This window comes from Pseudonocardia kunmingensis, from assembly GCF_006716445.1.
In the GTDB taxonomy this organism is placed as follows: Bacteria; Actinomycetota; Actinomycetes; order Mycobacteriales; family Pseudonocardiaceae; genus Pseudonocardia; species Pseudonocardia kunmingensis.
On the sequence record NZ_VFPA01000001.1, the window covers coordinates 2347100 to 2370760 of the forward strand.

The 23661-nt window shown below is 74.0% G+C and carries 26 protein-coding genes and 1 tRNA gene; 12 read left to right on the top strand and 15 right to left on the bottom strand.

The genetic code is table 11. The annotated features are described in order from the left end of the window. Position 1: 1 nt before the first annotated feature. Genes FB558_RS11235 through FB558_RS11250 form a run of 5 tightly spaced genes read right to left on the bottom strand, consistent with a single transcriptional unit; the run spans position 2 to position 4951 of the window. A complete protein-coding gene (locus FB558_RS11235; protein ID WP_142051404.1) occupies positions 2 to 1234 on the bottom strand; it encodes a serine hydrolase domain-containing protein in 1233 nt (410 codons plus the stop codon). Positions 1235 to 1289: 55 nt separating this feature from the next. Continuing rightward, complete coding sequence (locus FB558_RS11240) at positions 1290 to 2669, bottom strand: glycoside hydrolase family 140 protein (protein WP_142051406.1); 1380 nt, start codon at positions 2667 to 2669, stop codon at positions 1290 to 1292. 58 nt (positions 2670 to 2727) lie between these two features. After that, positions 2728 to 3198 (bottom strand): MFS transporter, encoded by a 471-nt coding sequence (locus FB558_RS45485; RefSeq protein WP_342787299.1) that lies wholly within the window; start codon positions 3196 to 3198, stop codon positions 2728 to 2730. Beyond that, positions 3129 to 4277, bottom strand: a complete 1149-nt coding sequence (locus FB558_RS11245) for an MFS transporter (RefSeq protein WP_342787300.1) — start codon at positions 4275 to 4277, stop codon at positions 3129 to 3131. The genes FB558_RS45485 and FB558_RS11245 overlap by 70 nt, the downstream gene beginning before the upstream one ends. Beyond that, positions 4274 to 4951 (bottom strand): DsbA family oxidoreductase, encoded by a 678-nt coding sequence (locus FB558_RS11250; protein ID WP_142051409.1) that lies wholly within the window; start codon positions 4949 to 4951, stop codon positions 4274 to 4276. Before FB558_RS11250 ends, FB558_RS11245 begins: the two co-directional genes overlap by 4 nt. Before the next feature lie 62 nt (positions 4952 to 5013). Between FB558_RS11250 and FB558_RS11255 the strand changes: the two genes are divergently transcribed. The 6 genes from FB558_RS11255 (at position 5014) to FB558_RS11280 (ending at position 11820) form a co-directional block, all read left to right on the top strand. Beyond that, positions 5014 to 5433, top strand: a complete 420-nt coding sequence (locus FB558_RS11255; RefSeq protein WP_142051412.1) for a winged helix-turn-helix transcriptional regulator — start codon at positions 5014 to 5016, stop codon at positions 5431 to 5433. A gap of 21 nt (positions 5434 to 5454) precedes the next feature. Further along, positions 5455 to 7023 (top strand): FAD-binding oxidoreductase, encoded by a 1569-nt coding sequence (locus FB558_RS11260; protein WP_142051415.1) that lies wholly within the window; start codon positions 5455 to 5457, stop codon positions 7021 to 7023. 35 nt (positions 7024 to 7058) lie between these two features. Beyond that, complete coding sequence (locus FB558_RS11265; protein ID WP_246106366.1) at positions 7059 to 7586, top strand: 2'-5' RNA ligase family protein; 528 nt, start codon at positions 7059 to 7061, stop codon at positions 7584 to 7586. Between the two features lie 121 nt (positions 7587 to 7707). Further along, complete coding sequence (locus FB558_RS11270) at positions 7708 to 9375, top strand: FAD-binding dehydrogenase (protein WP_142051421.1); 1668 nt, start codon at positions 7708 to 7710, stop codon at positions 9373 to 9375. Positions 9376 to 9559: 184 nt separating this feature from the next. Further along, on the top strand, positions 9560 to 11035 hold the full coding sequence (metG, locus tag FB558_RS11275) for a methionine--tRNA ligase (protein WP_142051424.1): 1476 nt from the start codon (positions 9560 to 9562) through the stop codon (positions 11033 to 11035). Positions 11036 to 11055: 20 nt separating this feature from the next. Further along, positions 11056 to 11820, top strand: coding sequence for a GNAT family N-acetyltransferase (locus tag FB558_RS11280; protein WP_142051427.1), 765 nt, complete (start codon positions 11056 to 11058; stop codon positions 11818 to 11820). Between the two features lie 24 nt (positions 11821 to 11844). Here the strand turns inward: FB558_RS11280 and FB558_RS11285 are convergent, their stop codons facing one another. The 5 genes from FB558_RS11285 to FB558_RS11305 all read right to left on the bottom strand — a co-directional run bounded on the left by FB558_RS11285 (position 11845) and on the right by FB558_RS11305 (position 15248). Next, positions 11845 to 12414: an alpha/beta hydrolase gene (locus FB558_RS11285; RefSeq protein ID WP_142051430.1), complete on the bottom strand. Its 570-nt coding sequence runs from the start codon at positions 12412 to 12414 to the stop codon at positions 11845 to 11847. Between the two features lie 61 nt (positions 12415 to 12475). Then, entirely contained in the window at positions 12476 to 12889 is a 414-nt protein-coding gene (locus tag FB558_RS11290) for a GNAT family N-acetyltransferase (RefSeq protein WP_142053995.1), read from the bottom strand. A 111-nt stretch (positions 12890 to 13000) separates the two neighbouring features. Further along, positions 13001 to 13393 (bottom strand): hypothetical protein, encoded by a 393-nt coding sequence (locus FB558_RS11295; protein ID WP_142051434.1) that lies wholly within the window; start codon positions 13391 to 13393, stop codon positions 13001 to 13003. A 110-nt stretch (positions 13394 to 13503) separates the two neighbouring features. Further along, positions 13504 to 14160 (bottom strand): response regulator, encoded by a 657-nt coding sequence (locus FB558_RS11300; protein WP_142051437.1) that lies wholly within the window; start codon positions 14158 to 14160, stop codon positions 13504 to 13506. Then, the gene (locus FB558_RS11305; RefSeq protein ID WP_142051440.1) at positions 14157 to 15248 is read right to left on the bottom strand and encodes a sensor histidine kinase; all 1092 of its coding nucleotides are present in this window, start codon (positions 15246 to 15248) and stop codon (positions 14157 to 14159) included. Before FB558_RS11305 ends, FB558_RS11300 begins: the two co-directional genes overlap by 4 nt. Positions 15249 to 15329: 81 nt before the next feature. On the opposite strand from FB558_RS11305, the gene FB558_RS11310 reads away from it, so the two are divergent. Continuing rightward, on the top strand, positions 15330 to 15653 hold the full coding sequence (locus FB558_RS11310; RefSeq protein WP_142051443.1) for an MmcQ/YjbR family DNA-binding protein: 324 nt from the start codon (positions 15330 to 15332) through the stop codon (positions 15651 to 15653). Further along, positions 15650 to 16726, top strand: a complete 1077-nt coding sequence (locus FB558_RS11315) for an amidohydrolase family protein (RefSeq protein ID WP_246106367.1) — start codon at positions 15650 to 15652, stop codon at positions 16724 to 16726. The genes FB558_RS11310 and FB558_RS11315 overlap by 4 nt, the downstream gene beginning before the upstream one ends. A gap of 18 nt (positions 16727 to 16744) precedes the next feature. Here the strand turns inward: FB558_RS11315 and FB558_RS11320 are convergent, their stop codons facing one another. Next, positions 16745 to 17140, bottom strand: coding sequence for a RidA family protein (locus FB558_RS11320; protein WP_142051446.1), 396 nt, complete (start codon positions 17138 to 17140; stop codon positions 16745 to 16747). A 98-nt stretch (positions 17141 to 17238) separates the two neighbouring features. Between FB558_RS11320 and FB558_RS11325 the strand changes: the two genes are divergently transcribed. Beyond that, positions 17239 to 18213: a helix-turn-helix transcriptional regulator gene (locus FB558_RS11325; protein ID WP_142051449.1), complete on the top strand. Its 975-nt coding sequence runs from the start codon at positions 17239 to 17241 to the stop codon at positions 18211 to 18213. Positions 18214 to 18250: 37 nt separating this feature from the next. Here the strand turns inward: FB558_RS11325 and FB558_RS11330 are convergent, their stop codons facing one another. The 3 genes from FB558_RS11330 to FB558_RS11340 all read right to left on the bottom strand — a co-directional run bounded on the left by FB558_RS11330 (position 18251) and on the right by FB558_RS11340 (position 20435). Continuing rightward, positions 18251 to 19492 (bottom strand): MFS transporter, encoded by a 1242-nt coding sequence (locus FB558_RS11330; protein WP_142051452.1) that lies wholly within the window; start codon positions 19490 to 19492, stop codon positions 18251 to 18253. A 109-nt stretch (positions 19493 to 19601) separates the two neighbouring features. After that, complete coding sequence (locus FB558_RS11335) at positions 19602 to 20177, bottom strand: MarR family winged helix-turn-helix transcriptional regulator (RefSeq protein ID WP_142051455.1); 576 nt, start codon at positions 20175 to 20177, stop codon at positions 19602 to 19604. Positions 20178 to 20353: 176 nt separating this feature from the next. Beyond that, a tRNA-Tyr gene (locus FB558_RS11340) sits at positions 20354 to 20435 on the bottom strand. 83 nt (positions 20436 to 20518) lie between these two features. Between FB558_RS11340 and FB558_RS11345 the strand changes: the two genes are divergently transcribed. Then, positions 20519 to 21010 (top strand): YajQ family cyclic di-GMP-binding protein, encoded by a 492-nt coding sequence (locus tag FB558_RS11345; RefSeq protein WP_142051458.1) that lies wholly within the window; start codon positions 20519 to 20521, stop codon positions 21008 to 21010. Positions 21011 to 21029: 19 nt separating this feature from the next. Here FB558_RS11345 and map read toward each other — a convergent pair whose 3' ends face one another. Next, complete coding sequence (map, locus tag FB558_RS11350) at positions 21030 to 21830, bottom strand: type I methionyl aminopeptidase (RefSeq protein ID WP_142051461.1); 801 nt, start codon at positions 21828 to 21830, stop codon at positions 21030 to 21032. Positions 21831 to 21975: 145 nt separating this feature from the next. On the opposite strand from map, the gene FB558_RS11355 reads away from it, so the two are divergent. Together FB558_RS11355 and bla are read left to right on the top strand one after the other, a co-directional pair. Further along, on the top strand, positions 21976 to 22683 hold the full coding sequence (locus FB558_RS11355) for a VOC family protein (RefSeq protein WP_142051464.1): 708 nt from the start codon (positions 21976 to 21978) through the stop codon (positions 22681 to 22683). Between the two features lie 29 nt (positions 22684 to 22712). After that, the gene (gene bla / locus FB558_RS11360) at positions 22713 to 23621 is read left to right on the top strand and encodes a class A beta-lactamase (RefSeq protein ID WP_142051467.1); all 909 of its coding nucleotides are present in this window, start codon (positions 22713 to 22715) and stop codon (positions 23619 to 23621) included. The last annotated feature ends 40 nt before the right edge of the window (positions 23622 to 23661 follow it).

Sequence of the window (23661 nt, forward strand, 5' to 3'; positions counted from 1 at the left end):
CTCAGCCCACCAGGGCCTGGTTGACCAGCGACCGCAGCTGCGGGCGGATCGGGTACGCGCTCGAAGGCATGAGCTGCGTGAAGAACATCGCGGTGACCTCCGCAACGGGATCGACGTAGAACGCGGTGCTCGCGAGCCCGCCCCAGGCGAACTCACCGTCGTGGGTGACGGCCTTGCCGGCCGCGGCGTCGGTGACCACGGACACCCCGAGCCCGAACCCGACACCGCGGAAGGCGGACTCGGCGTGCAGCGGCCTGCCGAACGTGTCGAGGTCGGCGCCGCCGGGCAGGTGGTTGCGGGTCATGTAGGCGACGGTGTGCGGGCCGAGCAGGCGGGCGCCGTCGAGCTCGCCGCCGCGGGCGAGCATCTGGGTGAAGCGGTGGTAGTCGGCCGCGGTGGAGACCAGCCCGCCGCCACCGGAGAGGAAGGTGGGCTCGCGCGTGGCGGCGTCGCCCATCGCAGCGTTGCGCAGCAGCCCGCCCGCCGGGTTGAGCACGTACAGCGCGGCGAGCCGCTCGAGGTCGTCGGGCCCGACCCAGAACGCCGTGTCGTCCATGCCGAGCGGTGCGAACACCTCGTCGGCCAGGAACGCGTCGAACGGCTTGCCGGATGCCACCTCGACGACCCGGCCCAGCACGTCCGTGGCCACCGAGTAGTTCCACTCGCTGCCCGGCTGGAACAGCAGCGGCAGGCCGGCCCACGTCGCGCAGGCCGCCTCCAGGTCCATCCCGCGGGGCGCCCCGAACTCGAAGCCCTTGGACCGGTACACCTCGTCGACGGCGTGGGCGTGGTGCCAGCCGTAGGTGAGACCCGCGGTGTGGGTGAGCAGGTGCCAGATCCGCACCGGCTCGACGGCCGGCACGGTGCTCGGGTTGGCCGCCGAGCCCGCGGCGTAGACGCGCACGTCGGCGAACTCCGGGATGAAGCGTGACACCGGGTCGGTGAGCTCGAACGCCCCGCGCTCGTAGAGCATCAGCGCGGCCACCGAGGTGATCGGCTTGGTCATCGAGTAGATGCGCCAGAGCGTGTCGTCGGTGACCGGCCGCTGCGCCTCGACATCGGCCAGACCGTGGTGCTCGAGCAGCGCCACCCGGCCGCGCCGGGCGACCGCGATCGTCCACCCCGCGAGCTTCCCGTCGTCGACGTAGCGGCGGAAGTGCGCACCGACCCGCTGCAACCGCTCCGCGTCGAACCCGACCTCGCCCGGTTCCGCATCCACCTCGAGCTTCGCCACGGCATCGACCCTACAGCGGGTGATCGCCGCTCCGCGGTCGTGCGTGGACAGGAGTTCACGAGCCGGGGGGACCGAATCCGCGGGCGGCGTCGTCGACGACGAGGACCCAGTCGGTCTCCTCGGGCGGGCCGAACTCGACCGATGCGCCCCGCTCGACCGTGCCGGCGTCCGTAGCGGTGCCCGTCCGCGGGTCGTACCACCACGCCCGCAGCGCGTCGCCCGTGAGCACCGTGGTGTCGACCGCGAACGCCGCCCCGTCCGTGGTGTAGGCCATCAGGTAGGAGCCGTCGGCGTCCCGCGTGGCCCGCACACCGCTGCCGTCGACGACCGACTGGTCGGGGATCCGCGTGAGGTAGGGGCGCGACTCCACCAATGCGCGCAGGTGCCGCATCTGCTGCCCCGCCGGGAAGTCGAGCGCCTCGGTCCACGTGCCCCGCGCGCCGAGCGATGCGTCCCCGTCCTCGATGAGGAACTGCCATACGGCGTGGTGGCCGTAGGTGTGCCCGGCCGCGCCGCCGAAGACGCTCCAGTAGGCGTTGCGGCGCACGTCCTCCGGCGTGGAGAAGCCGTCCTCGGGCTTCCAGCAGATCGGGTGGTCCTCGTAGATCGACTCGCCGTCGAGGAACGGTTTGGGCGGCGTCCGCGCGTAGTTGCCCTCGATCAGCCCGAGCAGGTTGTCCCAGCGTCGGCAGTGCCCGCCCTGCAGCATGTTGAACGACAGCCACTCGTCGTCGTGGAACCACTCGGCCGAGGTCTGGTCGCCGCGCGGGTGGTAGGTCATCAGCAGGCCGGTGTGGTCGGGCCGGCCGTTGGCCCCGACCGCCACGCCCTCGGCGAGCGCGCGCCAGACGTCCTCGACCCCGTCGGCGCCGGAGTCGCCACCCATGATCCACACGACGCGGTCGCGGTAGCGAGCGCCGAGGAACTCGCCGTACGCCCCCGCGTTCTCGGTGGTGACGAGCTCGCCCGCCTGCTTGTCGGCCCACACCGGGAGCAGCCCGATCCGCAGGCCGCGCTCGGCGGCGGCGTCGATCACGAAGTCGACGTGGTCCCAGTAGTCGTCCCCGGAGTCGCTCACCGCCGGGGTCATCCCCTCGGCGAGGGGGTCGTGGCCGTAGCGGTTCGGGCCCGGGCCACCGGCCTGCGGGAACACCGCCACGGCCTGGATCACGGTGAAACCCTGCGCCGCCCGGGCGTCGAGGTAGCGCTGCACCTCCGCACGGTCGAGGTTGACGAAGATGCTCCACGCCGTGTCGGCGAGCCAGAAGAACGGCCTGCCGTCGGCGTGGACGAAGAAGCGCCCGTCGTCGCTCACCCGGACCGGCGCGAGAGGCTGCTCCTGCGCGTGGGCCACCGACCGCGGCGCCGGCTCGGCGGGTCCGGCCCACGCCGCGCAGAGCAGCGCGGCCGCCACGGGAACCGCCCACGCTCGCATCCCCCGATCCTGAAGCCGGACGTCCCGCACCGCTGCGGATCGATGCGAGATCACCCGATCAGGCCCACGGCACGGGCTCGTCGGCCGGAGGTCCGACGTGGGGTCGCACCTGCCGCAGCAGGGCCACGGACACGACTGCCAGGACCACGAGCAGGGGGATCGCGATGGCTGCGGTCAGTTGCAGTCCGTCGGTGAAGGCGGCACGGGCCGTCGAGACGAGCTCGGATCCAGCGGATCCGGGAAGCCGACCCGCCGCGGCCAGCGCCCCCGCCAGGGTGTCCACGGCGCCCGGCGCCGCGGATCGCACTACTTCCGGTACCGCGTCGGACATCCGGCGGTGGTAGATCGTCGTGACGAGGCTGCCGATGAGCGCGATTCCCAAGGCACCACCCAGCTCCTGGGTGGTCTCGCCCACCGCGGCCGCCGACCCCGCCTGTCCTGGAGGGGCGGCACCAACGATCATGTCGATGCCGAGCGCGGACACCGGCATGAGTCCGGCGAACAGCAGCGCGGACCCGACCACGACCACGGGAAGCCCCGCCGTGACGTCGGCCCGGGTGAGAACGCCGAAGCCCGCAGCCGCGACGAGCAGGCCGGCGCCGAAGATGTGGGCGCGGTGGACGGCGCCCGCCAGCGCCGAGGCGACGAAGATCGACGTGTTCCCGCGATCACCAGCGGCAGTCCCCACAAGCCCGCGTGGAGCGGGGAGAGCCCCAGGACCATCTGCATGTACTGGGCCATGAGGAACTGGGTGCCCACCATGAAGATCACGGTGACGGTCAGCGTGCCGAGCGACACCGAGAAGTTCCGGTTCCGGAACAGCGACAGGTCCAGCAGGGGGTCGGCCAGCCGTTGCTGCCGCCGCACGAACAGCACGCCGACGGCCAGTCCGGCCGCGACGATCAGCGCGGGGTGCAGGTCGAGACCGCCCGCGGCCATCTCCTTGATGCCGTAGACGACCGCCAGCGTCGCGGTCAGCGACAACGCCGCGCTCGGCAGGTCCAGCCTGCCGGGGTGGGCGGCCCGGTGCTCGGGAAGCAGCACCGGGCCGACCGTCAGCAGCAGCACCATCACCGGCACCGCCGCGAGGAACACCGATCCCCACCAGAAGTACTCCAGCATCACGCCACCGACGAGCGGCCCCACCGCCCCGCCGCCCATGAAGCCGGCCATCCACACGGTGATCGCGGTGGTGCGCTGCCGCGGGTCGCGGAACATGACGCTGATCAGCGACAGTGTGGACGGGCCCAGGGCCGCCCCCGCGATCCCGAGCAGCGCGCGAGCGGCGATCAGCATCTCGGCGCTGGATGCGTACGCGGCGAGCACCGAGGCCGCGCCGAAGGCCGCTGCGCCGATGAGCAGGATCCGGCGGCGACCGATGCGATCGCCGAGTGCGCCCATCGTGATCAGCGATCCCGCGATGAGGAACCCGTAGACGTCGGTGATCCACAGGAGCTGGGAGGCGCTGGGATCGAGGTCGGCGGCGAGACGGGGCACAGCCAGGTGGAGCACGCTCATGTCGATCATCACGAGCACGGCGGGGAGTGCGAGGACGGCGAGGCCCGTCCACTCCCGCCAGCTCGCGCGCATCGGGACATCGGCCTTCATGACAGGTCTCCGGAACGGTCGAGCGAGATCCGGCCGGCATTGCGCCACGCCGCGCCGAGCTCCGCGAGGAGGAGATCAGGGGGCTGGGCGCCGGTGATCCGACGACCTGCGATGACGACGGTCGGGACGCCGGTCACCCCGATGCGGGCGGCCTGCTCCTCGTCGGCGCGTACGGCGTCGGTGTGGTCGTCGCCCGCCAGTACGGTGCGGGCGTCCGCGGCGGGAAACCCGACCTCGGAGGCCAGTGCGGCCAACGTCGCGTGATCGGCGAGGTGGGCGCCCTCGCCCGTGTAGGCCACCATCAGCCGCTCGCGTACGGCGTCACCGAGCCCGCGGCCTGCAGCCGCGTGCAGGAGGCGGTGGGCGTCGAAGCTGTTGACCGGGCGCGCCGCGGCCAGCCGGTAGACCAGGCCCAGCTCCGCAGCGAGCGCCGTGAGCCCCGCCGCGCCCTCCTCGGCCTGCCGCGCCGTCAGGCCGAGGTCCTGCTGCATGCGTTCCGGGATGGTCAGCGTGGCGTCGCGGGGGGCATGCGGGTCGAGCTCGAAGCTGCGCCACCGGACCCGCACGTCGTCCCGATGCTCGAACTCGGCGAGCGCGGCCTCGAACCGCCGCTTGCCGATGCCGCACCAGGGGCAGACGAGATCGAACCAGATGTCGACGGGAAGAGGTGGCATGGGCAAACCGTAAGAAGGCGGCTTACTTCCCGTAAGGGCATACCTACGGGTACGCTCAGGTCGTGCCGGTAGGAGTCGAGGACACCCGCCATCTGCCCGACCCGTTGAGTGACGCGTTCAACAGCGACTGTCCGGGCCGCACCGTGTTCGTCCACCTGACCAACCGCTGGGGAATCCTGATCCTGACCGCCCTGCGCGATGGGCCGCTGCGCTTCTACCTGCTCCGAGATCGGATCGGCGGGATCAGCGAGAAGATGTTGTCGCAGAACCTCCGCGCGTTCGTCCGAGACGGACTGATCGAGCGCGAGGTCGAGCCCTCCGTGCCGCCCAAGGTGTCCTATGCGCTGACACCGCTCGGGGTGGGAGCCGCCGAGCCGCTCAAGGCGCTGGTGGCGTGGATCGGCACCCACACGCCCGAGGTCCTCGCGGCCCAGGAACGCCACGACGCGGCGACCGGGCGGACGACCGAGCGCTCGCCGTAGGGATCGCGCGATGATCGGGCCATGAGCGGTACGCGGTCGTGGTGGGGCTGGGGTCGGGTCGAGGACGCGCTGCCCGACGATGCCTGCGTCGCGCTCGCCGCGGCTCTCCCGGGCTGCGCCACAGCACCGGTCCCCGTCCCGGTCCCGACCGGCCTGCCGCCGTCGCGGCTGCCGCCCCCGGCCGCGCTCGCCGACCGGTTCTCCACCGCGCCGCGCGACCGCGCCGCCCACACCTACGGCAAGGCGTTCCGCGACGTCGTCCGCGCCCTCGCCGGGGACCTCGCCGCGGCACCCGACCTGGTCGCGTTCCCGCGCACCGAGGCCGATGTCGTCGCCGTGCTGGACTGGGCGGGTGACGCCGGCGTCGCCGTCGTCCCGTACGGCGGCGGCAGCTCGGTGGTCGGCGGCACCGAGTACCGCGGCGGCGGGCATGCGGGCGTCGTCTCGCTCGACCTCACTCGGCTCGACCGGGTGCTGGAGATCGACCCCGTGAGCCGTGCGGCGCGCGTGCAGTGCGGCGCGCTCGGCCCCGTGCTGGAGGAGCAGCTGCGCCCGCACGGGCTGACCTTGCGCCACTTCCCGCAGAGCTTCGAGTTCTCCACGCTCGGCGGCTGGCTCGCCACCCGCTCGGCCGGGCACTACGCGATGGGCCGCACGCGCATCGACGACGCGGTGGAGGCGCTGCGCGTGGTGACGCCCGCCGGGGTGAGCGAGTCGTGGCGGTTACCCGGCTCGGGTGCGGGTCCGTCACCGGACCGGCTGTTCCTGGGTTCGGAGGGCGCGCTCGGCGTCCTCACCGAGGCCTGGGTGCGGCTGCAGGACCGGCCGGAGCACCGGGCGTCGACGGCGGTGCGGTTCACCGGGTTCAGCGACGCCGTGGCGGCGGTGCGGGCGATCAGCCAGGCCGGCCCGGTGCTCGCGAACTGCCGCCTGCTCGACCACGGCGAGGCGCGGTTCAGCGGGGCCGGGACCGGCGAGCACGCCGTGCTCGTGCTCGGGGCGGAGTCGGCCGCGGGACCGGTGGGTGACGTGCTCGCCGAGGCCGTGGAGATCGCCAGGGGGCACGGCGGCACCGTGAGCGGGCCGCGCGACGGCGACACGGCGGTGGGCGCCTGGCGCTCGGCGTTCCTGCGCGCGCCCTACGCCCGGGACGGGCTGGCCCGCTGCGGCGCGGTGGTCGAGACGTTCGAGACGGCGTGCACGTGGGACCGCGCGGAGGAGCTGATCACGGCCGTGCGCCGGGAGGTCGGCGCCGCCGTGCGGGAGGTGTGCGGCGCACCGGGCATCGTCAACTGCCGGTTCACGCACCTCTACCCGGACGGGCCTGCCCCGTACTTCACCGTCCTGGCCGCCGGACGCATCGGCGCCCAGCTCGCGCAGTGGGACGAGATCAAGCACGCGGCCACCGAGGTGCTCGGCCGCCACCGGGCCACCATCACCCACCACCACGCCGTCGGCCGCGACCACCGGCCCGCCTACGACCGGCAGCGGCCGGAGGTCTTCGCCACCGCGCTGCGGGCGGCGAAGGCGGCACTGGACCCGCGGGGTGTGCTGAACCCGGGCGTGCTGCTGGATCGGCTCGCAACATGATCGCGGGGCCGGCCGGGCTCCGGCACGCCGGCCCCGTGGAACCCACCCTGAGCGCCGTCGTCGTCCCCGTGCCCGAGGCCGAGCCGCGGGTGGGAGCGCTGCGCGCCGCGCTCGACCCCTCCGCCGCGCTCGGCGTGCCGGCGCACGTCACGATCATGTTCCCGTTCCTGGCCCCGCCCCGGATCGACGACGGCGCGCGGGCCGCGCTCGGCGAGGTGTGTGCCGCGGCGCCGCCGTTCGAGGTCACGTTCGAGCGCGTGGCGTGGTTCGACGAGGACGTCGTGTGGTGGGCGCCGGAGCCGGCCGGCCCCTTCGTGCGACTGACGAGCTCGGTGTCCCGGCGGTTCGGGCTGCAGCCCTACGGGGGAGCCCACGGCGATGGCGTGACCCCGCACCTCACGATCGCGCACGGGGCGCCGGTGCCGCGGTTGCGGGCTGCGGCGGCCGAGGTCGCGGACGGGCCGCCGGTGCGGGCGACGGTGCGCTCGGCGGTGCTGATGACCGGGTCCCGGGAGCCCGGATCGTGGACGACCGTGGCCGAGTTCCCGCTGGGCGGGAGCTGATCCGGCGGTGACGCTGTCGGGACGCGCAACTCGGCGTGCCGGAACGGGAGACTCGCCGGGGGTTTGCCGGGGCGCGGCGCCGGTGCTTGACCGGCTCCCCCGTCGCCAGGAGGGTGATCGGATGGACGCCGACGTCATCGTGGTGGGAGCCGGCCTCGCCGGCCTGGTCACCACGGCGGAGCTGGCCGACACCGGCCGCACCGTGCTGCTGCTCGACCAGGAACCGGAGGCGAGCCTCGGCGGGCAGGCGTTCTGGTCGTTCGGCGGGCTGTTCCTCGTCGACTCGCCCGAGCAGCGCCGGATGGGCGTGCACGACTCCCTCGACCTCGCCCTCCAGGACTGGCTCGGCACCGCCGCCTTCGACCGCGGCGTCGACGACCCCGCGGGCGAGGACTTCTGGGGGCGCCAGTGGGCCACCGCCTACCTGGACTTCGCGTCCGGTGAGAAGCGCGCCTGGCTGCACGGGATGGGCATGCGCTGGTTCCCGGTCGTCGGCTGGGCGGAGCGCGGCGGGCACCTCGCCGACGGGCACGGCAACTCGGTGCCGCGCTTCCACGTCACCTGGGGCACCGGTCCCGGGGTCGTCGCGCCGTTCGAGCGCCGGGTGCGCGATGCGGTCGAGGCGGGCCGGGTCGAGCTGCGGTTCCGCCACCGCGTCGACGGCCTGTCCGTCACCGACGGAGTGGTCGACGGCGTGCACGGCGCGGTGCTCGAACCGAGCGCGGCCGCGCGCGGCACGGATAGCTCCCGCACGCGGGTCGGCGACTTCGCGCTGCGCGCGCAGGCCGTGATCGTCACGTCCGGCGGGATCGGCGGCGACCACGACCTCGTGCGGGCCAACTGGCCGTCCCGCCTGGGGCCCGCGCCGAAGAACATGATCTCCGGGGTGCCCGCGCACGTCGACGGGCGGCTGCTCGGCATCACCGAGCAGGCAGGCGCGCGCGTCGTCAACCGCGACCGCATGTGGCACTACACGGAGGGCGTGCGCAACTGGGACCCGATCTGGGCGCAGCACGGCATCCGGATCCTCGCCGGGCCCTCGTCGCTGTGGTTCGACGCCAGGGGACGACGCTTCCCGGCCCCGTGCTTCCCCGGCTTCGACACCCTCGCGACGCTGGAGGCGATCACCACCAGCGGCTACGACCACTCCTGGTTCGTGCTCACCCAGAAGATCATCGAGAAGGAGTTCGCGCTCTCCGGTTCCGAGCAGAACCCCGACCTCACCGAGAAGGACCTGCGCAAGGTGCTCACCCGCGTCCGGCAGCGCACCGCGCCGGGCCCGGTGGAGGCGTTCAAGGAGCACGGCGCCGACTTCGTCGTGGCCGACACCCTGCCCGAGCTCGTGGCCGGCATGAACCGGCTGACGGACGAGCCGCTCATCGACCTCGCGGACCTGCAGCGCCAGATCGTGGCCCGCGACCGCGAGATCGACCACCCGTTCACGAAGGACCTGCAGGTCACAGCCCTGCGTGGGGCGCGGCGCTACCGCGGTGACCGGCTGGTCCGCACCGCCGCCCCGCACAAGGTCCTCGACCCGTCGAACGGGCCGCTGATCGCGGTGCAGCTGCACGTCCTCACCCGCAAGACCCTCGGCGGCCTGCAGACCGACCTCACCGGCCGGGTCCTGCGGCCCGACGCCACCCCGTTCCCCGGCCTCTACGCCGCGGGCGAGGTCGCAGGCTTCGGCGGCGGGGGCGTGCACGGCTACCGCTCGCTGGAGGGCACCTTCCTGGGCGGCTGCCTGTTCTCCGGCCGCCAGGCCGGACGGGCCGTGACGCTCGCGCTCTGACGCAATCGGCTTGGACCGGCGCGCTCCCCGTGCGACCGTGAGCGGGTGCACCGCGCCGCCGTGACCATGATGCGCCCCTCCCGGGGCTCCTCCGGCGTGCGCTGAAACCCAGCCATCCCCACCAGGCCCCGCAGCGCGGGGCCGCGTTCTCGGGGTCCGTCGCCTGCGGGCGGAAGGACAACTCGTGAACGGCTTCTACATCACCACCGCCATCCCCTACGTCAACGCGGCCCCGCACCTCGGGCACGCGCTCGAGCTGGTGCAGGCCGACGTGCTCGCCCGGCACCGGCGCCGCCGCGGGCAACCGGTGCGCTTCCTGACCGGGAGCGACGAGAACGCGCTCAAGAACGTCACCGCGGCACGGGCCGCGGGCGTCGAGGTGCCCGCGTTCGTCGCGGCGGGCGCCGCGCGGTTCGCCGCGCTGCGCGGGCCGCTGTCGCTGTCGTTCGACGACTTCATCCGGACCGGCGCCGACCCCCGCCACCGCCGCGGCGTGGAGCTGCTCTGGCGCCGGTACTCGGCCGACCTGTACCGGCGCCGGTACGAGGGCCGCTACTGCGCGGGGTGCGAGCAGTTCTACGCCACGGCCGAGCTGGTGGACGGGCCGTGCCCCGAGCACGGGACCGAGCCCGAGCACGTCGCCGAGGAGAACTGGTTCTTCCGGCTGTCGCGCTACGCGGGGGTCGTCGAGGACGCGATCGCGTCCGGACGGGTCCGCATCGAGCCGGCGACGCGGCGCAACGAGGTGCTCGCCTTCGTCCGGTCGGGCCTCGCCGACATCAGCGTGTCGCGCCCGGCCGCGCGGGCAGGCGGCTGGGGCATCCCGGTGCCGGGCGACCCGGACCAGGTCGTCTACGTCTGGTGGGACGCGCTCGCCAACTACGTCACCGCGCTGGGCTACGGCGACGACGGCAGCGGCGACAGCGACGACGACGCGCTGGCGCGGTGGTGGGTGCGGTCCGCCGAACGCGTGCACGTCGTCGGCAAGGGGATCGTCCGGTTCCACGCGGTGCACTGGCTCGCACTGCTGTCCGCCGCCGGGCTCCCCCTGCCGACCGCCGTGTTCGTGCACCCCTACCTCACGGTCGAGGGCGCGAAGATCTCCAAGAGCGCGGGTACCGGCGTGGACCCGGTCGCGCTGGTCGAGCGTTTCGGCGTCGACGCGGTGCGCTGGTGGCTGCTCCGGGAAGGCTCGGGCCGCGACGACGCCGACTTCACGGTCGCCCGGCTCGTCGACCGGGCCGACCGGGAGCTGGCAGGCGGGCTGGGCAACCTGGTCCAGCGGCTCGTCGTGCTCGCCCACCGGACCGGCGGCGGCCGCCTGGTGCCGGGCGACGACGTGCCACCCGGACCCGCGGCGGCCGCCCGCGCGCTCCCCGCACGGATCGACGACGCGCTGGAGCGCTTCGACCTGCGCGCCGCCGCCGGAGCGATCTGCGAGTTCGTCGAGTGCGCCAACCGCGCGCTGGAGCGGGAACGACCGTGGGAGCGCGCGGCGGGACGCCGCGACGCCGTGCTCGCGGGGCTGGTCGACGCCTGCCGGACCGCGGCAGGCGAGTGCCTGCCGTTCCTCCCCGACGGCGCGGCGCGGCTGCTCACCCGGCTCGGGTCCGGCGACGCCGTCGGCCCGCCCGGCGCGGTCTTCCCGCGCCTAGCGTGAGCGTCCGGCAGGATCGGGACGTGGACGAGCGAGCGGTGTCCCGGACCTCGCGGCGGTTCTGGTCGCTCGGCGCGGACGTGCTCGACCTGGGCGGCGCCACCGCGGTCCGGAGCCCGGCCGCGCCCGGGCACCCGCTGGGCACGTTCCTGTGCGAGGTGCGCACGGCGGAGCCCGCGGGCGCGCTCGTCGAGTTCGCGCGGCGCACGCGCACGCCCTGCCCGCGCGTGCTGGTCGACCCGGACACCCCGCCCGCCGCCGAGGCGCACCTCGCGCTGCACGGCTGGCGGCTCGACGTCGTGCTGCAGCTCGTCCTCCCCGCGGGCACCGCGGTCGGGGCCCCCGCCGGCCCGGTGCGGCCGGTCACCGACGACGCCGGGTGGGCGCACGTCCAGCGGCTGTTCCGGATCGACCACCTCGAGGAGGACACGCGCCTCGACCGGCCCGCCCGCTCCGCCGAGGACACGGCCGCGGCGGTGGCGCTGCGCCGTCGCCTCGGCGTCGCCTACCTGCTCGCCGAGCGCTCCGGCGAGGTGGCGGGCTGCATCGCGTCCTGGCCGGGCGACGAGGGGGTCGGGATGATCGAGGACGTGTTCGTGCACCCGGACCACCGGCGCCTCGGCGTCGCCACCGACCTGCTCCGCCACGCCGTCGGGCACGCGCGGGCGCACGGCGCGGGCCCGGTGCTCATCGGCGCCGAGGTCGACGACACCCCGAAGCACCTCTACGCCCGGTTCGGCTTCCGACCGGCGACCGTCGCGCGCAGCTACGAGGCGCCGCCGGCGTAGGCCGTGATCGTTTCCGATGGCGCGCTACGAGCCGACGGCGAGCGCGTCGAGCCGATCGGCCACCCGCGCCAGGACGGTGGACAGCACCCGGAGCGTGCCGTCGAGGTCGCCGGGCCGTTCGAGGGAGTGGTCGGCGCCCGGCACCTCCAGCACCGCGGCCCCGGTGGCCTCGGCTGCGGCCCCGTCCCAGTACGGGTCGGCGGTGCCCCCGACCAGCAGCGCGCGCCCGGCCGCGCGGGCGGCGGCGCGCCGCACGTCCTCGATGCCCAGCAACGGGGTGAGCCAGATACCCGGGATCCCCCGCTCCGCCGCCGCGGGCAGCGCGAGGGAGCCGAGCGACTTGCCGATGACCAGGTCGCGTGCGGGATCGGCCGTGGCGAGCACGTCGGCGGCGACGCCGCGCACGCCCGCGTGGTCGGCCGGGTCGAGGTCCGGGACGCGCTCCCAGTGCAGCGTGCGCACCGACCAGCCGCGGCTGCGCAGCAGCAGGCGGGTGTAGTACAGCAGCGGGGCCTGCGGCCCGTAACCACGGCCGGGCAGCAGGGTCGCCACGGGCGCGTCCGGCGCTGCCCGCTCCGTCTCGACGGCGGCCATCCCCGAAGACTGGCACAGCCGCGCCGCCCTGCACAGGGACCTGATCACCCGGGGTGCGGTCCTACGCCTCCAGGGCGAGCTTCATGCCCTCGTGCGAGGCGACGAAGCCCAGCCGTTCGTAGAACCGGTGGGCCGAGGTCCGGCTCTTGTCGGTGGTGAGCTGCACGAGCGCGCACCCCCGTCGCCGCGCCTCCTCGATCGCCCACCCGACCATCCACGCCCCGACGCCCCCGTCCCGGAAGTCCTCGTGCACCCGCACGGCCTCGATCTGCGCGCGCCACGCGCCGCGGCGGGACAGCCCCGGGAGGAAGCTGAGCTGCAGGGTGCCGACCGGGCGCCGGCCGTCCGCGGCGACGAGGAGCAGCTGCGCCGCATCGGCCGCGATCGCGTCGAACGCCTCCCGGTAGGGGCGCAGCGCCTCGGGCGTCCGCTCCAGGCTCTCCCGGTGGGCGCCGAGCTCGTCGGCGGCGAGCATCGCCACGAGGTCCGGCAGGTCCTCGGCGACCGCCTCCCGGAGCACGACGGTGGCGCTGGGGAGGTCGAGCGTCGCGAGATCCGGCACGGGTGCGATCCTGCCCGCCGCCGCTCAGTGCCAGTACTCGCGGTGCCGCCACAGCATGGCGGCGAGCATCAGCGGGAACATGATCACGTGTCCTGCGGTCATCAGACCCGACCCGGACAGGACGCCGAGCCAGTACGGGACCAGCAGGGCCACGAAGGGCAGGAACATCACGGCCGACATCTCGGCGATCCGGGGCCACGAGTGGCGGCGGATCCCCATCCAGAGCGCCATCGGGACCGTCATGTTCGTGGCCATCACGAGCGCGTGCACGTCGGCCCGGGCCACCCACTCTGCAGGCCAGAGCGGGTCGAGCGCCACCATGCCGACGAGCATGGCGACGACCATCTCGACGTAGTGCCCGGTGAAACGGGCCAGCTTGCGGGCGGTCGGGCGGGTGGTCGTCCGGGTGGTCGTCATCGCGGTGCCCTCCTCGGCTGTGCTGTCGAGGACGAGGGTCGCGCCGGATCGGGCCGGTGCCCCGTGCCGGAGGTCATGGACCGGGGTCACGTCCGGGCATGACCCCCCCGTCACAGGAGGTCGAGGGAACGGGCGCGCAGCGCCGCCTGGGTGCGGTCGCGGGCGCCGAGCTTGGCCAGCACGTTCGTCACGTGGTTCTTGACGGTGCCCTCGGCGAGGAAGAGCGCGCCGGCGATCTCCCGGTTGCTGCGACCGTCGGCCAGCAACCGCAGCACCTCCAGTTCACGCTCCGACAGCGGCACGACCAGCGGCTGCGGCCGCGGGTCCGGCGCGGTCTCGGGCAGCTGGGCGAACCGGGCCACGACCTTCGCCGCGACGGAGGGCTGCAGCACCGACTCGCCCCGGGCCGCGGCGAGCACGGCCTCGACCAACCGCGCCGACGAGACGTCCTTGAGCAGGTAGCCGACGGCACCCGCGCGCAGGGCCGCGAACACGTCCTCGTCGTCGTCGAAGGTCGTCAGCGCGATCACCCGGACGGCGGGGAGCTCGACGCGCAGCCTGCGCGTCGCCGCGATGCCGTCGAGCACGGGCATCCGCAGGTCCATCAGGACGACGTCGGGCGCGAGCTCGGCGGCCCGGCGCAGCGCCGCGTCGCCGTCCCCCGCCTCGCCGACCACCTCGACGTCGGGGTGGACGGCCAGGAGCGTGGCCAGCGCCTCGCGGAACAGCGCCTGGTCGTCCACCAGCAGCACCCGCACCGCGCTCAACCGGGCACCTCCATGCGCACCGTGCAGCCCCCGTCCGGCGCCGGCTCCACCTGCAACCGGCCGCCGAGGTGCGCGGCGCGCTCCCGCAGGCCCAGCAGGCCGAAGCCCGTCGTCGCCCCGTCGGCCATGCCCGTCCCGTCGTCCCGGACCTCGACGCGGACCGCGTCGTCCGCGTAGTCCAGCACGAGATCGGCACGGGTGGCACGCGCGTGCTTGCGGACGTTCGTCAGCCCTTCCTGCGCGGCGCGGAACAGCGCCTCCCGGATCTCGTCGGCCACCGCGCGCTCCACGCCGCGCACGGCGAGCTCCGTGGGGACGCCCGCGGCCGAGGTCTCCTCGGCCAGCACCCGCAGCGCCTCGCGCAGGGGCGGCACCGACCGCGGCTCGCGCAGCGCGCCCACCGACCGGCGCACCTCGGCCAGCGCTTCCTCGGACTGCTGCTGCGCTTTCGCGAGCACGGCGTCGGCCCGCTCGACGTCGGCGCGCAGCACCGCCCGGGCCGCCTTGACCTGCATCTGGACGACGGTGAGCACGTGGCCGAGCCCGTCGTGGATGTCGCGCGCCACGCGGTTGCGCTCCTGCGCCGTCGCGAGCCGCTCCGCCTGCGACGCGTAGTCGCGCAGCTGCGCGTGGGCCTCGGCCAGCGCGCGACGGGTCTCCTGCTCGCGGCGCAGCAGCTCCGTCACGACCGCCGCGAACAGCACCGCGGCGAGCAGGCCGGAGCCCTCGCGCAGCGCCTCCTCCCACGGCATGCCGGCGTGCAGGAACGGCACGAGCGCGACCACGACGGCGGTGCCCGGGAGCGGGAGCAGCAGCACGCACTGGCACACCAGTGCGACGAGCAGCAGCGTGGCCCCGACGCCCGGGTCGTTCGCGAAGACGGCGACGGCGAGGGCCAGCTGGACTGTGACGTAGGCGACGGCCCACCCGAGCCCGCCCCGCCTGCGCACCCAGAGGAACCCGGCCGTGCCCAGCACCGTGAACACCGCCCCGAGCAGCAGCAGCGGAACCGGGTCCGCCGAACCGAGGGACCCGAGCGCCAGCGCGAGGTAGGCACCGGCGGTCAGCACCGCGAGGGCGCGGTTCACCGGGAAGTCACGCGGCCACTGTGGGGTGTCCTCCGCCCGGGGTCAACGGCGCGCGCTGCGGTCCTCGGCTTGACTGTGCGGGTGACCACTGCGCGCGAGGTGTTCGAGGACCTGGCCGCCGAGCACCTGGAGCGACCGGGGGCCGGGCGGCGGATGATGTTCGGACGGGACTGCCTGACCGTCGGCGGGCGCAACGTCGCGTTCTTCCACGACGACCGGCTGGCCCTGCAGCTCCCCCCGGAGACCGCCGACGCGCTGCTCACCGCGGGCGACGCCGACGTCCCGTACATGGGGAAGAAGCCCATGCGCAGCTGGGTCGCCGTGGGGCTGCCCGACGGCCCGGCCGGCGTCGAACGCTGGCGCGCCCTCGTCGCCGAGGCGGTCGGCGCCGCCGAGAAGCCGTGACCGCGGGCACCCGCGTGCCGACCGTCCACCTCCGGGGAACGGTGCTCCCGGACGGGACCTCCCGCGACGTCTGGGTGCGCGGCGACCGCATCAGCCTCGAGCCCCTGCCCGGCGCGACGACGCTGCATTCCGGTGGCTACCTGGTGCCCGCGCTGGTCGACGCGCACTGCCACCCCGGCACCGTCGGCATCGGCGCCCCGCTCGACGACGACCAGCTCGTCGCCGACGGGACCGCGCACGTCCGGGCGGGAACGGCACTGCTGCGCGTGCCCGGTTCCGCCAGCCGCCTACCCGGGTGGTTCGGGCAGCGGCCGGACCTCCCGCGCGTGGTCCACGCCGGCCTGCCGGTGGCCGTGGAAGGCGGGTTCTTCCCCGGCTGGGGCCGTCAGGTGCCGGCGGGCGGCGTCGCGCAGGCCGCCGCCGAGGAGGCTCGCGCGTCCGGCTGGTGCAAGCTGATCATCGACTGGATGACCGACGAGGGTGGTTACGCGCCGACGATGCCGGCCGCGCTCGTCGCCGACGCCACCCGCGCGGTCCACGCCACCGGCGGGCGGGTCGCCGTCCACACGCAGTCGGAAGCGGGCGGGCGAGCCGCCGTGGCCGCGCGGGTCGACGCGATCGAGCACGGCATGCACCTGCCCACCGACGTGCTCGACGACGTCGCCGCGGCCGGGACGGTCCTCGTCCCGACCGCGTCGACGTTCGCGGAGCTGCTGCCCCTGATGGACTCCGCCGACGTGCCTGCCGGGCTGCGCGCGTGGTTCACCAGCGGGTTCGCCCGTCACACGGGCCTGGTGCGCGACGCCCACGAGGCCGGCGTCACGGTCCTCGCCGGGACGGACCTCCCGCCCGGATCGCTGACGAGCGAGATCCGCTGGCTGGCCGCCGCCGGCCTGTCCGCGCACGACGCGCTGGGCGCGGGGTCGTGGGCCGCGCGCGAGTGGCTCGGGTATCCCGGGATCGTCCAGGACGCGCCCGCCGACCTCCTCGTCTTCCGCGACGACCCGCGCGCGGACCTCGCGGCCCTCGACCACCCGGAGCACGTGATCGTCCGCGGCCGCGTCGTCCGCTGACCGACGGGCGAGGTGCTGTCACGCGACGGCGGTGCCCTCGAGCTCGACCATCTGACCGGGGATCGCCAGCCGGGTGACCCCGAGCATCGTGGTGGTCGGGGCCACGGCGGCGGCACCCAGCCGCGACGCCAGCACGCCGTAGTGCTGGAAGAGCAGATCCACGTCGGTGGTGTAGACGCCCAGCCGGACGAGGTTCGCGAGCGACATGCCGGCCTCGCCGAGCACGGCCTCCATGTTGTCGACGGACAGCGCCAGCTGCGCCGCCATGTCACCGCTGTGCCGGGGCTCGCCGTCGCCGCTCATCGCGGTCTGCCCCGAGATGTACAGGGTCCGGGTGTGTCCCGAGATCACCTCGCCCTGGTTGAATCCCATCGCCACCGACCACGCCACGGGGTTGACCGCCGTCCGTTCCATCGCCGTACCAGCTCCATTCGATCCGTCGAGTTCGTGCGGACGTCAGCCTCCCGACAAATCACGACATCTCTTGTCGTGTATTTCGCTGGAGATCTTGCATGCGCGCCGACCGGCTCGTCTCGCTGGTGCTGTTGCTGCGCCGGCACGGCCGGCTCACCGCGGACGCGCTGGCCCGCGAGCTGGAGGTGTCCCCCCGCACCGTGCTGCGTGACATCGAGGCGCTGTCCGCGGCCGGCGTCCCGGTCTACGCCGAACGCGGCCGGCACGGGGGTTTCGCGTTGTTGCCCGGCTTCCGGACCGAGCTCACCGGGCTGAACCACGACGAGGCGCTCGCCCTGCTGGTCGCCGGATCGCGGCGCGGCGCGCAGGTGTTCGGCCTGGGCTCGGCGCTCGCGTCGGCCATGCTCAAGGTGGCCGACGCGCTGCCCGAGAGCTATCGGGCCACCGCGGACGAGGCCGCCCGACGACTGCTGATCGACCCGGAGACCGACCTCCTCTCGCGCCGGCAGGTCGCCGAGGAGGTTCCCGACGCCGTCGTCACGGAGGTCCGGCGCGCGGTGTTCGCCGGCCACAAGCTGCGCATCCACTACGCGGTGCCGGGCCAGGCGCCGGAGTGGCGTACGGTCGACCCGATCGGCCTGGTCACCGTGCGCGACCAGGGCTACCTGCTGGCCACGAGGTCCGGCGCGGACCGCACCTACCGGCTGTCGCGGGTGCTGGCGGCCGAGGAGCTCAGCGAGCCGGCACAGCGACCGGAGCGGGTCGACCTGGACCGGGCATGGCAGGAACGCAGCACGCGGTTCCGGAGCGGCGGCGACCAGGTCACCGTGCTGGTGCGGGTGGACCCGGCGCGGCGGGCGGACCTGGTGGACACCGCACTGGCCGTCCACACCGAGGAGACCGACGCCGACGGCAGGCTACGGCTCGAGGTGAGCTTCCAAGATCCGTGGCACGCCGAGTGGGCGCTGTGGCAGCTCGCCACGAACGCGGAAGCCCTCGCCCCCCAGTGGTTGCGCACCTCCCTGCGCGAGCGCGGGGCGGCGATCGCCGCCTGTTACGGAGAGCCGTCCTGAGTTGCTCGACGATCATGACGTCGGCGGTCTGACGCGGTCAGGCTCGGTCGTCGACGGGGTCCGGGTGCCGCCAGCGTCGGAGCGCGGGATGCGTGCCGGCGATCACCATGACCGCAAGCACGCAGGCCACCCCACCGCTGACGGCCGCCGCCGAGGCGGACACCAGGCCGGCGACGAGCCCGGCCCGTGCGTCGCCGATACCCGGGCCGCCCGCACCGACGGCGTACTGCGCGGAGTTGATCCGGCCGCGGAACCCGTCGGGTGTCTCCAGCTGGACGAGCGTTCCGCCCGAGGTCACCGACACGGTGTCCGCGGCGCCCGCGACGGCCAGGCAGGTCAGCGTCGCGACGAGGCCGTCGACCAGACCGAACCCGGCCAGCGCCACGCCCCAGACCGCGGCCGCTCCGAGCATGACCGCGCCCGGTCGGACGGCGCTGGTGACCAGGCCCGACAGCAGCCCCGCGGTCATCCCGCCGACCGCGACCGCGGTGAGGAACAGTCCGAGGGTGTGCGGGTCACCGCCGAAGCGCTCCTGGTTGATCACCGGGAACAGCGCGACCGGCATCGCCAGGACGGTCGCGGCCAGGTCGGCGGCCAGCACCCCGCGCAGCGCCGGGCGCCGCCAGAGGAACGCGAGCCCCTCGCCGGTCGCGCGTGGTCCGGCCCGGGTCGAGCCGCCCTCGGGACGCATCGGCGGCAGCCGAACAACCCCGTACAGCGCGATCAGGATCGCCAGAGCGTCGACGGTGTAGACCCAGCTCGGACCCCAGCCGGCCAGCACCACCCCGGCCACCGCCGGGCCGACCAGCATCGCCACCTGGAACGCGGCGAGGTCGAGCGCGACCCCGGCCGCGACCTGGGACTGCGGCAGCAGTCGCGGCATGATCGCTCGCCGCGACGCCGCCCCCAGCGCGGTGCAGGAGGTCTGCGCCGCGACCAGGACGAGGACGAGGGGTGCGGACCCGAGCCCGGCCACCGCCTGCGCCGCCAGCAGCGTCGCCGCGGCGACCGCACCCGAGCTGGTCAGCAGCACGACTCGCCGCCGGTCGAACGTGTCGGCGATCGTTCCTCCGAGGAGGCCGAGCACGATGTTCGGGACGGCCGTCGCCACGCCGATCGCCCCGGTCCACAGGGGACTGCGGGTCAGCTCCCACACCTGGTACAGCACCGCGACAACGGCCATCTGCCCGCTGCAGCGGATCGCCACCGTCCCGATCCAGAGCCGCCGGAACGCAGGCGAGGTCCGCAGCGGGCGGGTGTCCAGCAGACCCGTCCGCACTACGCCTCCTCGGAAGCGGTGACCGCGGCCGGTCCCGCGTGGTCGCGCCGTTCCGAGCACGTCACGCGCTGGACCACGACATGCGCCGCCCGGACCCGGCCGGGCCCGCTCACGTGCCCACACCGGGCCCGGACGTCGCGGCACCCTCGCCGGTGGCCGCCCGCCGTGCCGCCTCCTGGTCGTCCGGCGACACCGGAGGCATGGCGTCACCGATGAGGTCGGAGATGCGGTCCTCCATGCTGCGTCGACGGAGCGCTTCCGCCGTGGCGACGACCGCCCGGCTCAGCGAGTGGGGCATCACCTCGTCGTCGAGCTGGGCAACCGCTTGCTCGGTGGCCCGCCACTCCGCCTCGAGGAACGGCACGAGCGAGCGGCCCCGCTCGGTGAGCGTGATCCGCCGGGTGCGGGCGTCCTCACCGGGTTCCGAGTCGACCAGCCCTTCCCGGCGCATGCCGGCCAGGGTCTGGCTGATCGCCGAGTGGGTGCGGTCGAGCGACTCGGCGAGCTCGCGGATCGTCATCGGCCCGGCATGGGCCAGCCGGAGCAGCGGATAGGCGTACCGCGGGCGCACCTCGTGCAGGCCACGCGCCTTGTAGACGTTCTCGATCTCGGCCTCGACCTCTGCCAGCAGGTCGCGCAGCGGCTGCCACCGATCGCGAGACCTCGTGGGATCCGGAGATGTCACAGCGCTAATATAACAGCGCTGTCAGGTGGCGGTCGAAGCTCGCATGACGAACGACACCTTCGTCGGCCAGGTACCGACGAGAGTGCCGTTCGTCCGGGTGGCGCGTGGAGTGGCCGGACAGACGAGAACGGCCCCTGACCCGCGTCTCCGCTGGTCAGGGGCCGTTTCCCCGGGTGTGGCAGGTGAAGGATTCGAACCTTCGTAGGCTAAGCCGACGGATTTACAGTCCGCTCCCTTTGGCCACTCGGGCAACCTGCCGGGGTGCGCCGTGGCGCGGCAACGAGGATACGACAGCGACGAACCGGGTTCCGCAGGGGGCCCGGCCGGCGAGGAGGCACGCAGTGGCAGACCCGTCGTTCGACGTGGTGAGCAAGGTCGACCGACAGGAGGTCGACAACGCCCTCAACCAGGCCGCGAAGGAGCTCTCCCAGCGGTTCGACTTCCGCGGCACCGGCACCTCGATCGCCTGGGCGGGCGAGGAGGCCGTGACGATCGAGTCCGAGACCGAGGAGCGGGCACTGGCCGCGGTCGACGTGTTCAAGGAGAAGCTGATCAAGCGCAGCATCTCCCTGAAGGCGTTCGAGGTGGGCGAGCCCGCCGTCTCGGGCAAGACCTACAAGGTCAGCGGCAAGATCCTGCAGGGCATCGCCCAGGACAAGGCCAAGGAGATCAGCAAGGCCATCCGGGACGAGAAGCTCAAGGGCGTCCAGGCGCAGATCCAGGGCGACCAGCTGCGGGTCTCGGGCAAGAAGAAGGACGACCTGCAGGCCGTGATCGCACTGCTGAAGGGCAAGGACTTCGGCATCGCCCTGCAGTTCACCAACTACAGGTGACGAACGGCACTTTCGTCGGCTAGGTACCGACGGGAGTGCCGTTCGTCATGCTGGGAGCGCGCCGGGTGAGCACCAGCGGGGCCTCCTCGGTGATGGCCACCGTGTGCTCGGAGTGGGCCGTGCGCGAGCCGTCGGCCGAGCGGATCGTCCAGCCGTCGGCGTCGTGGACGATCCGGTCGGTGGTACGGGCGAACCAGGGTTCGAGCGCGAGGGTCAGACCCGGCCGGAGCGTGAGGCCGCGGCCCGCTCGGCCCTTGTTGGGGACGTGGGGGTCCTCGTGCATGGTGCGGCCGATGCCGTGACCGCCGAACTCGTCGTTGACGGGGTAGCCGTGGTCCCGAGCCACCGCCCAGATGGCCGCCGAGATGTCGCCCAGGCGGTTGCCCGGACGCGCCACGTCGATCGCCGCCTCCAGCGCCTCCTCGGTGGCGCGGACGATCCGCAGGTCCTCCTCGGCCGCGGTGCCGACGATCACCGTGCGCGCCGAGTCGGCCACCCAGCCGTCGATGCCCACCGCGAGGTCGGCGGTGAGCACGTCGCCGTCGCGCAGCGTGTAGTCGTGGGGCATGCCGTGCAGGACGGCGTCGTTGACCGCCAGGCAGATGACGTTGCGGAACGGGCCGCGCCCGAAGGACGGCGCGTAGTCCCAGTAGCACGACTCGGCGCCGCGCCGCTCGATCATGCCGCGCACGTGGTGCTCCAGGTCCAGCAGGTTCACACCCACATCGGCGAGCCGGCCCACCTCGTCGAGCACCTCGGCGACGAAACGCCCGGTCACGTGCATGCAGGCGATCTCCGCGGGCGTCTTCAGTTCGATCACGAGTACCTCACGTCACCAGTAGTGGTATTTCTATACCGACCGTAGCACGGCGCGGTATAGAAATACCCGTTGCTCGATCAACTCCTGGCCGCGATGATGTTCGGCACCATCCCGACCCGGGGCCAGCGCGAGGAGCGTGCGAGCAGTGCGACTCGAGAACATCGTCTGGGACGCCCGCGACCCGCACCGGCTGGGCCGGTTCTGGGCAGCGGCGCTCGGGGCCGAGCCGATCACCGACGAGCCGGACGCGTTCGAGGCCCGCATGACGCTGGGCGAGGACGCGTTCCTCGACCTGTGCTTCCAACGGGTCGCTGTGCCGTCCACGGCTCCGGCGCGCCTGCACCCCGACCTGCAGGGCGGGGCGGAGCAGCGTCAGGTGGTGGAGCGCCTGCTGGGCCTCGGTGCGGCGCACACCGACGTGGGCCAGGGCGACGTGCCGTGGGTGGTACTCGCCGATCCGGAGGGCAACGCGTTCTGCGTGATGGAGGAGCGCGCGGTCTACCGCGGGACGGGCCCGATCGCGGCGCTGCCGCTGGACAGCGCTGACCCCGACCGCGACGCGGAGTTCTGGGCCGCGATCACCGGCTGGGTGCCGGGCGAGGGGATGCCCGGTGCCGCGACGCTGCGGCACCCGTCCGGCGTCGGACCGCTGCTCGAGCTCTGCCCCGAGCCGGAGCCGAAGCGGGGGAAGAACCGCCTGCACCTCGACGTCCGCCGCGAGGCGGGCGAGGACGACCCGACCGAGCGGCTCGTCGCGATGGGGGCGAGCCCGATCGGCGACCCCGGTGAGCTGCCCTGGCTCCTGTTCCTGGATCCTTCCGGCAACGAGTTCTGCGTGCTCGCCGCGCCGTAGCGGCGGCGTCGCGCAACGTCGTTCGGGGGATGACGGTGGAACGCACGATCGGACGTCGAGCGCTGCTGGGGATGGCGGCGTTGCTGCCGCTCGCCGGATGCGCGGGCATCACGGCACCCGCGTCCCCTCCCCCTCCCCCTCCGCCCGCCGCCCCGGCACCGGACCTCGCGCCCCTGCTCGAGTTGGAGCGCCGGTTCGACGCGCGGCTGGGCGTGTACGCCCTCGATACCGGCAGCGGCGCCACCATCGCCCACCGGGCGGACGAGCGGTTCGCGTTCTGCTCGACGTTCAAGGGCCTGGCGGCGGCCGCCGTGCTGCACCGCAACCCGATGTCCCACCTGGACACCGTCGTGACCTACGGCGAGGGTGACCTGCTCAAGAGCGCGATCGTCACCCGCGAGCACGTCGCATCGGGGATGACGATCGGGCAGTTGTGCGACGCGGCGGTCCGCTTCAGCGACGGCACGGCGGGCAACCTGCTGCTGCGCGACCTCGGCGGCCCTGCCGAGCTGACGGCCTACACCCGCGGCCTCGGCGACACCGTCACGCGGATGGACCGCGTCGAGCCGGACATCGTGGAGGCCACGCCGGGCGATCCGCGCGACACGAGCTCACCGCGGGCGCTGGGCACCGACTACCAGCGGATCGTCCTGGACGACGCCCTCCCGGGCGAGGCGCGCGCGTTCCTGCGCGATCTGCTGGAGCGCAACACCACCGGCGCCGAGCGCGTCCGCGCCGGCGTTCCGCGGGGCTGGACGGTGGCGGACAAGACCGGCACCGGCGACTACGGGACGCTCAACGACATCGCGATCGTGTGGCCCCCGGACCGCGCGCCGCTCGTCGTCTCCGTCATGTCCAGCAAGGCGGCCCAGGACGCCCCGTACGACCAGGCCGTGATCGCCGAGGCGGCCGCGTTCGTCATGACCACCCTGACGTGAGCCAGAAGAGTGCTTGACTCGATCACCTGTCGCGTTGTGC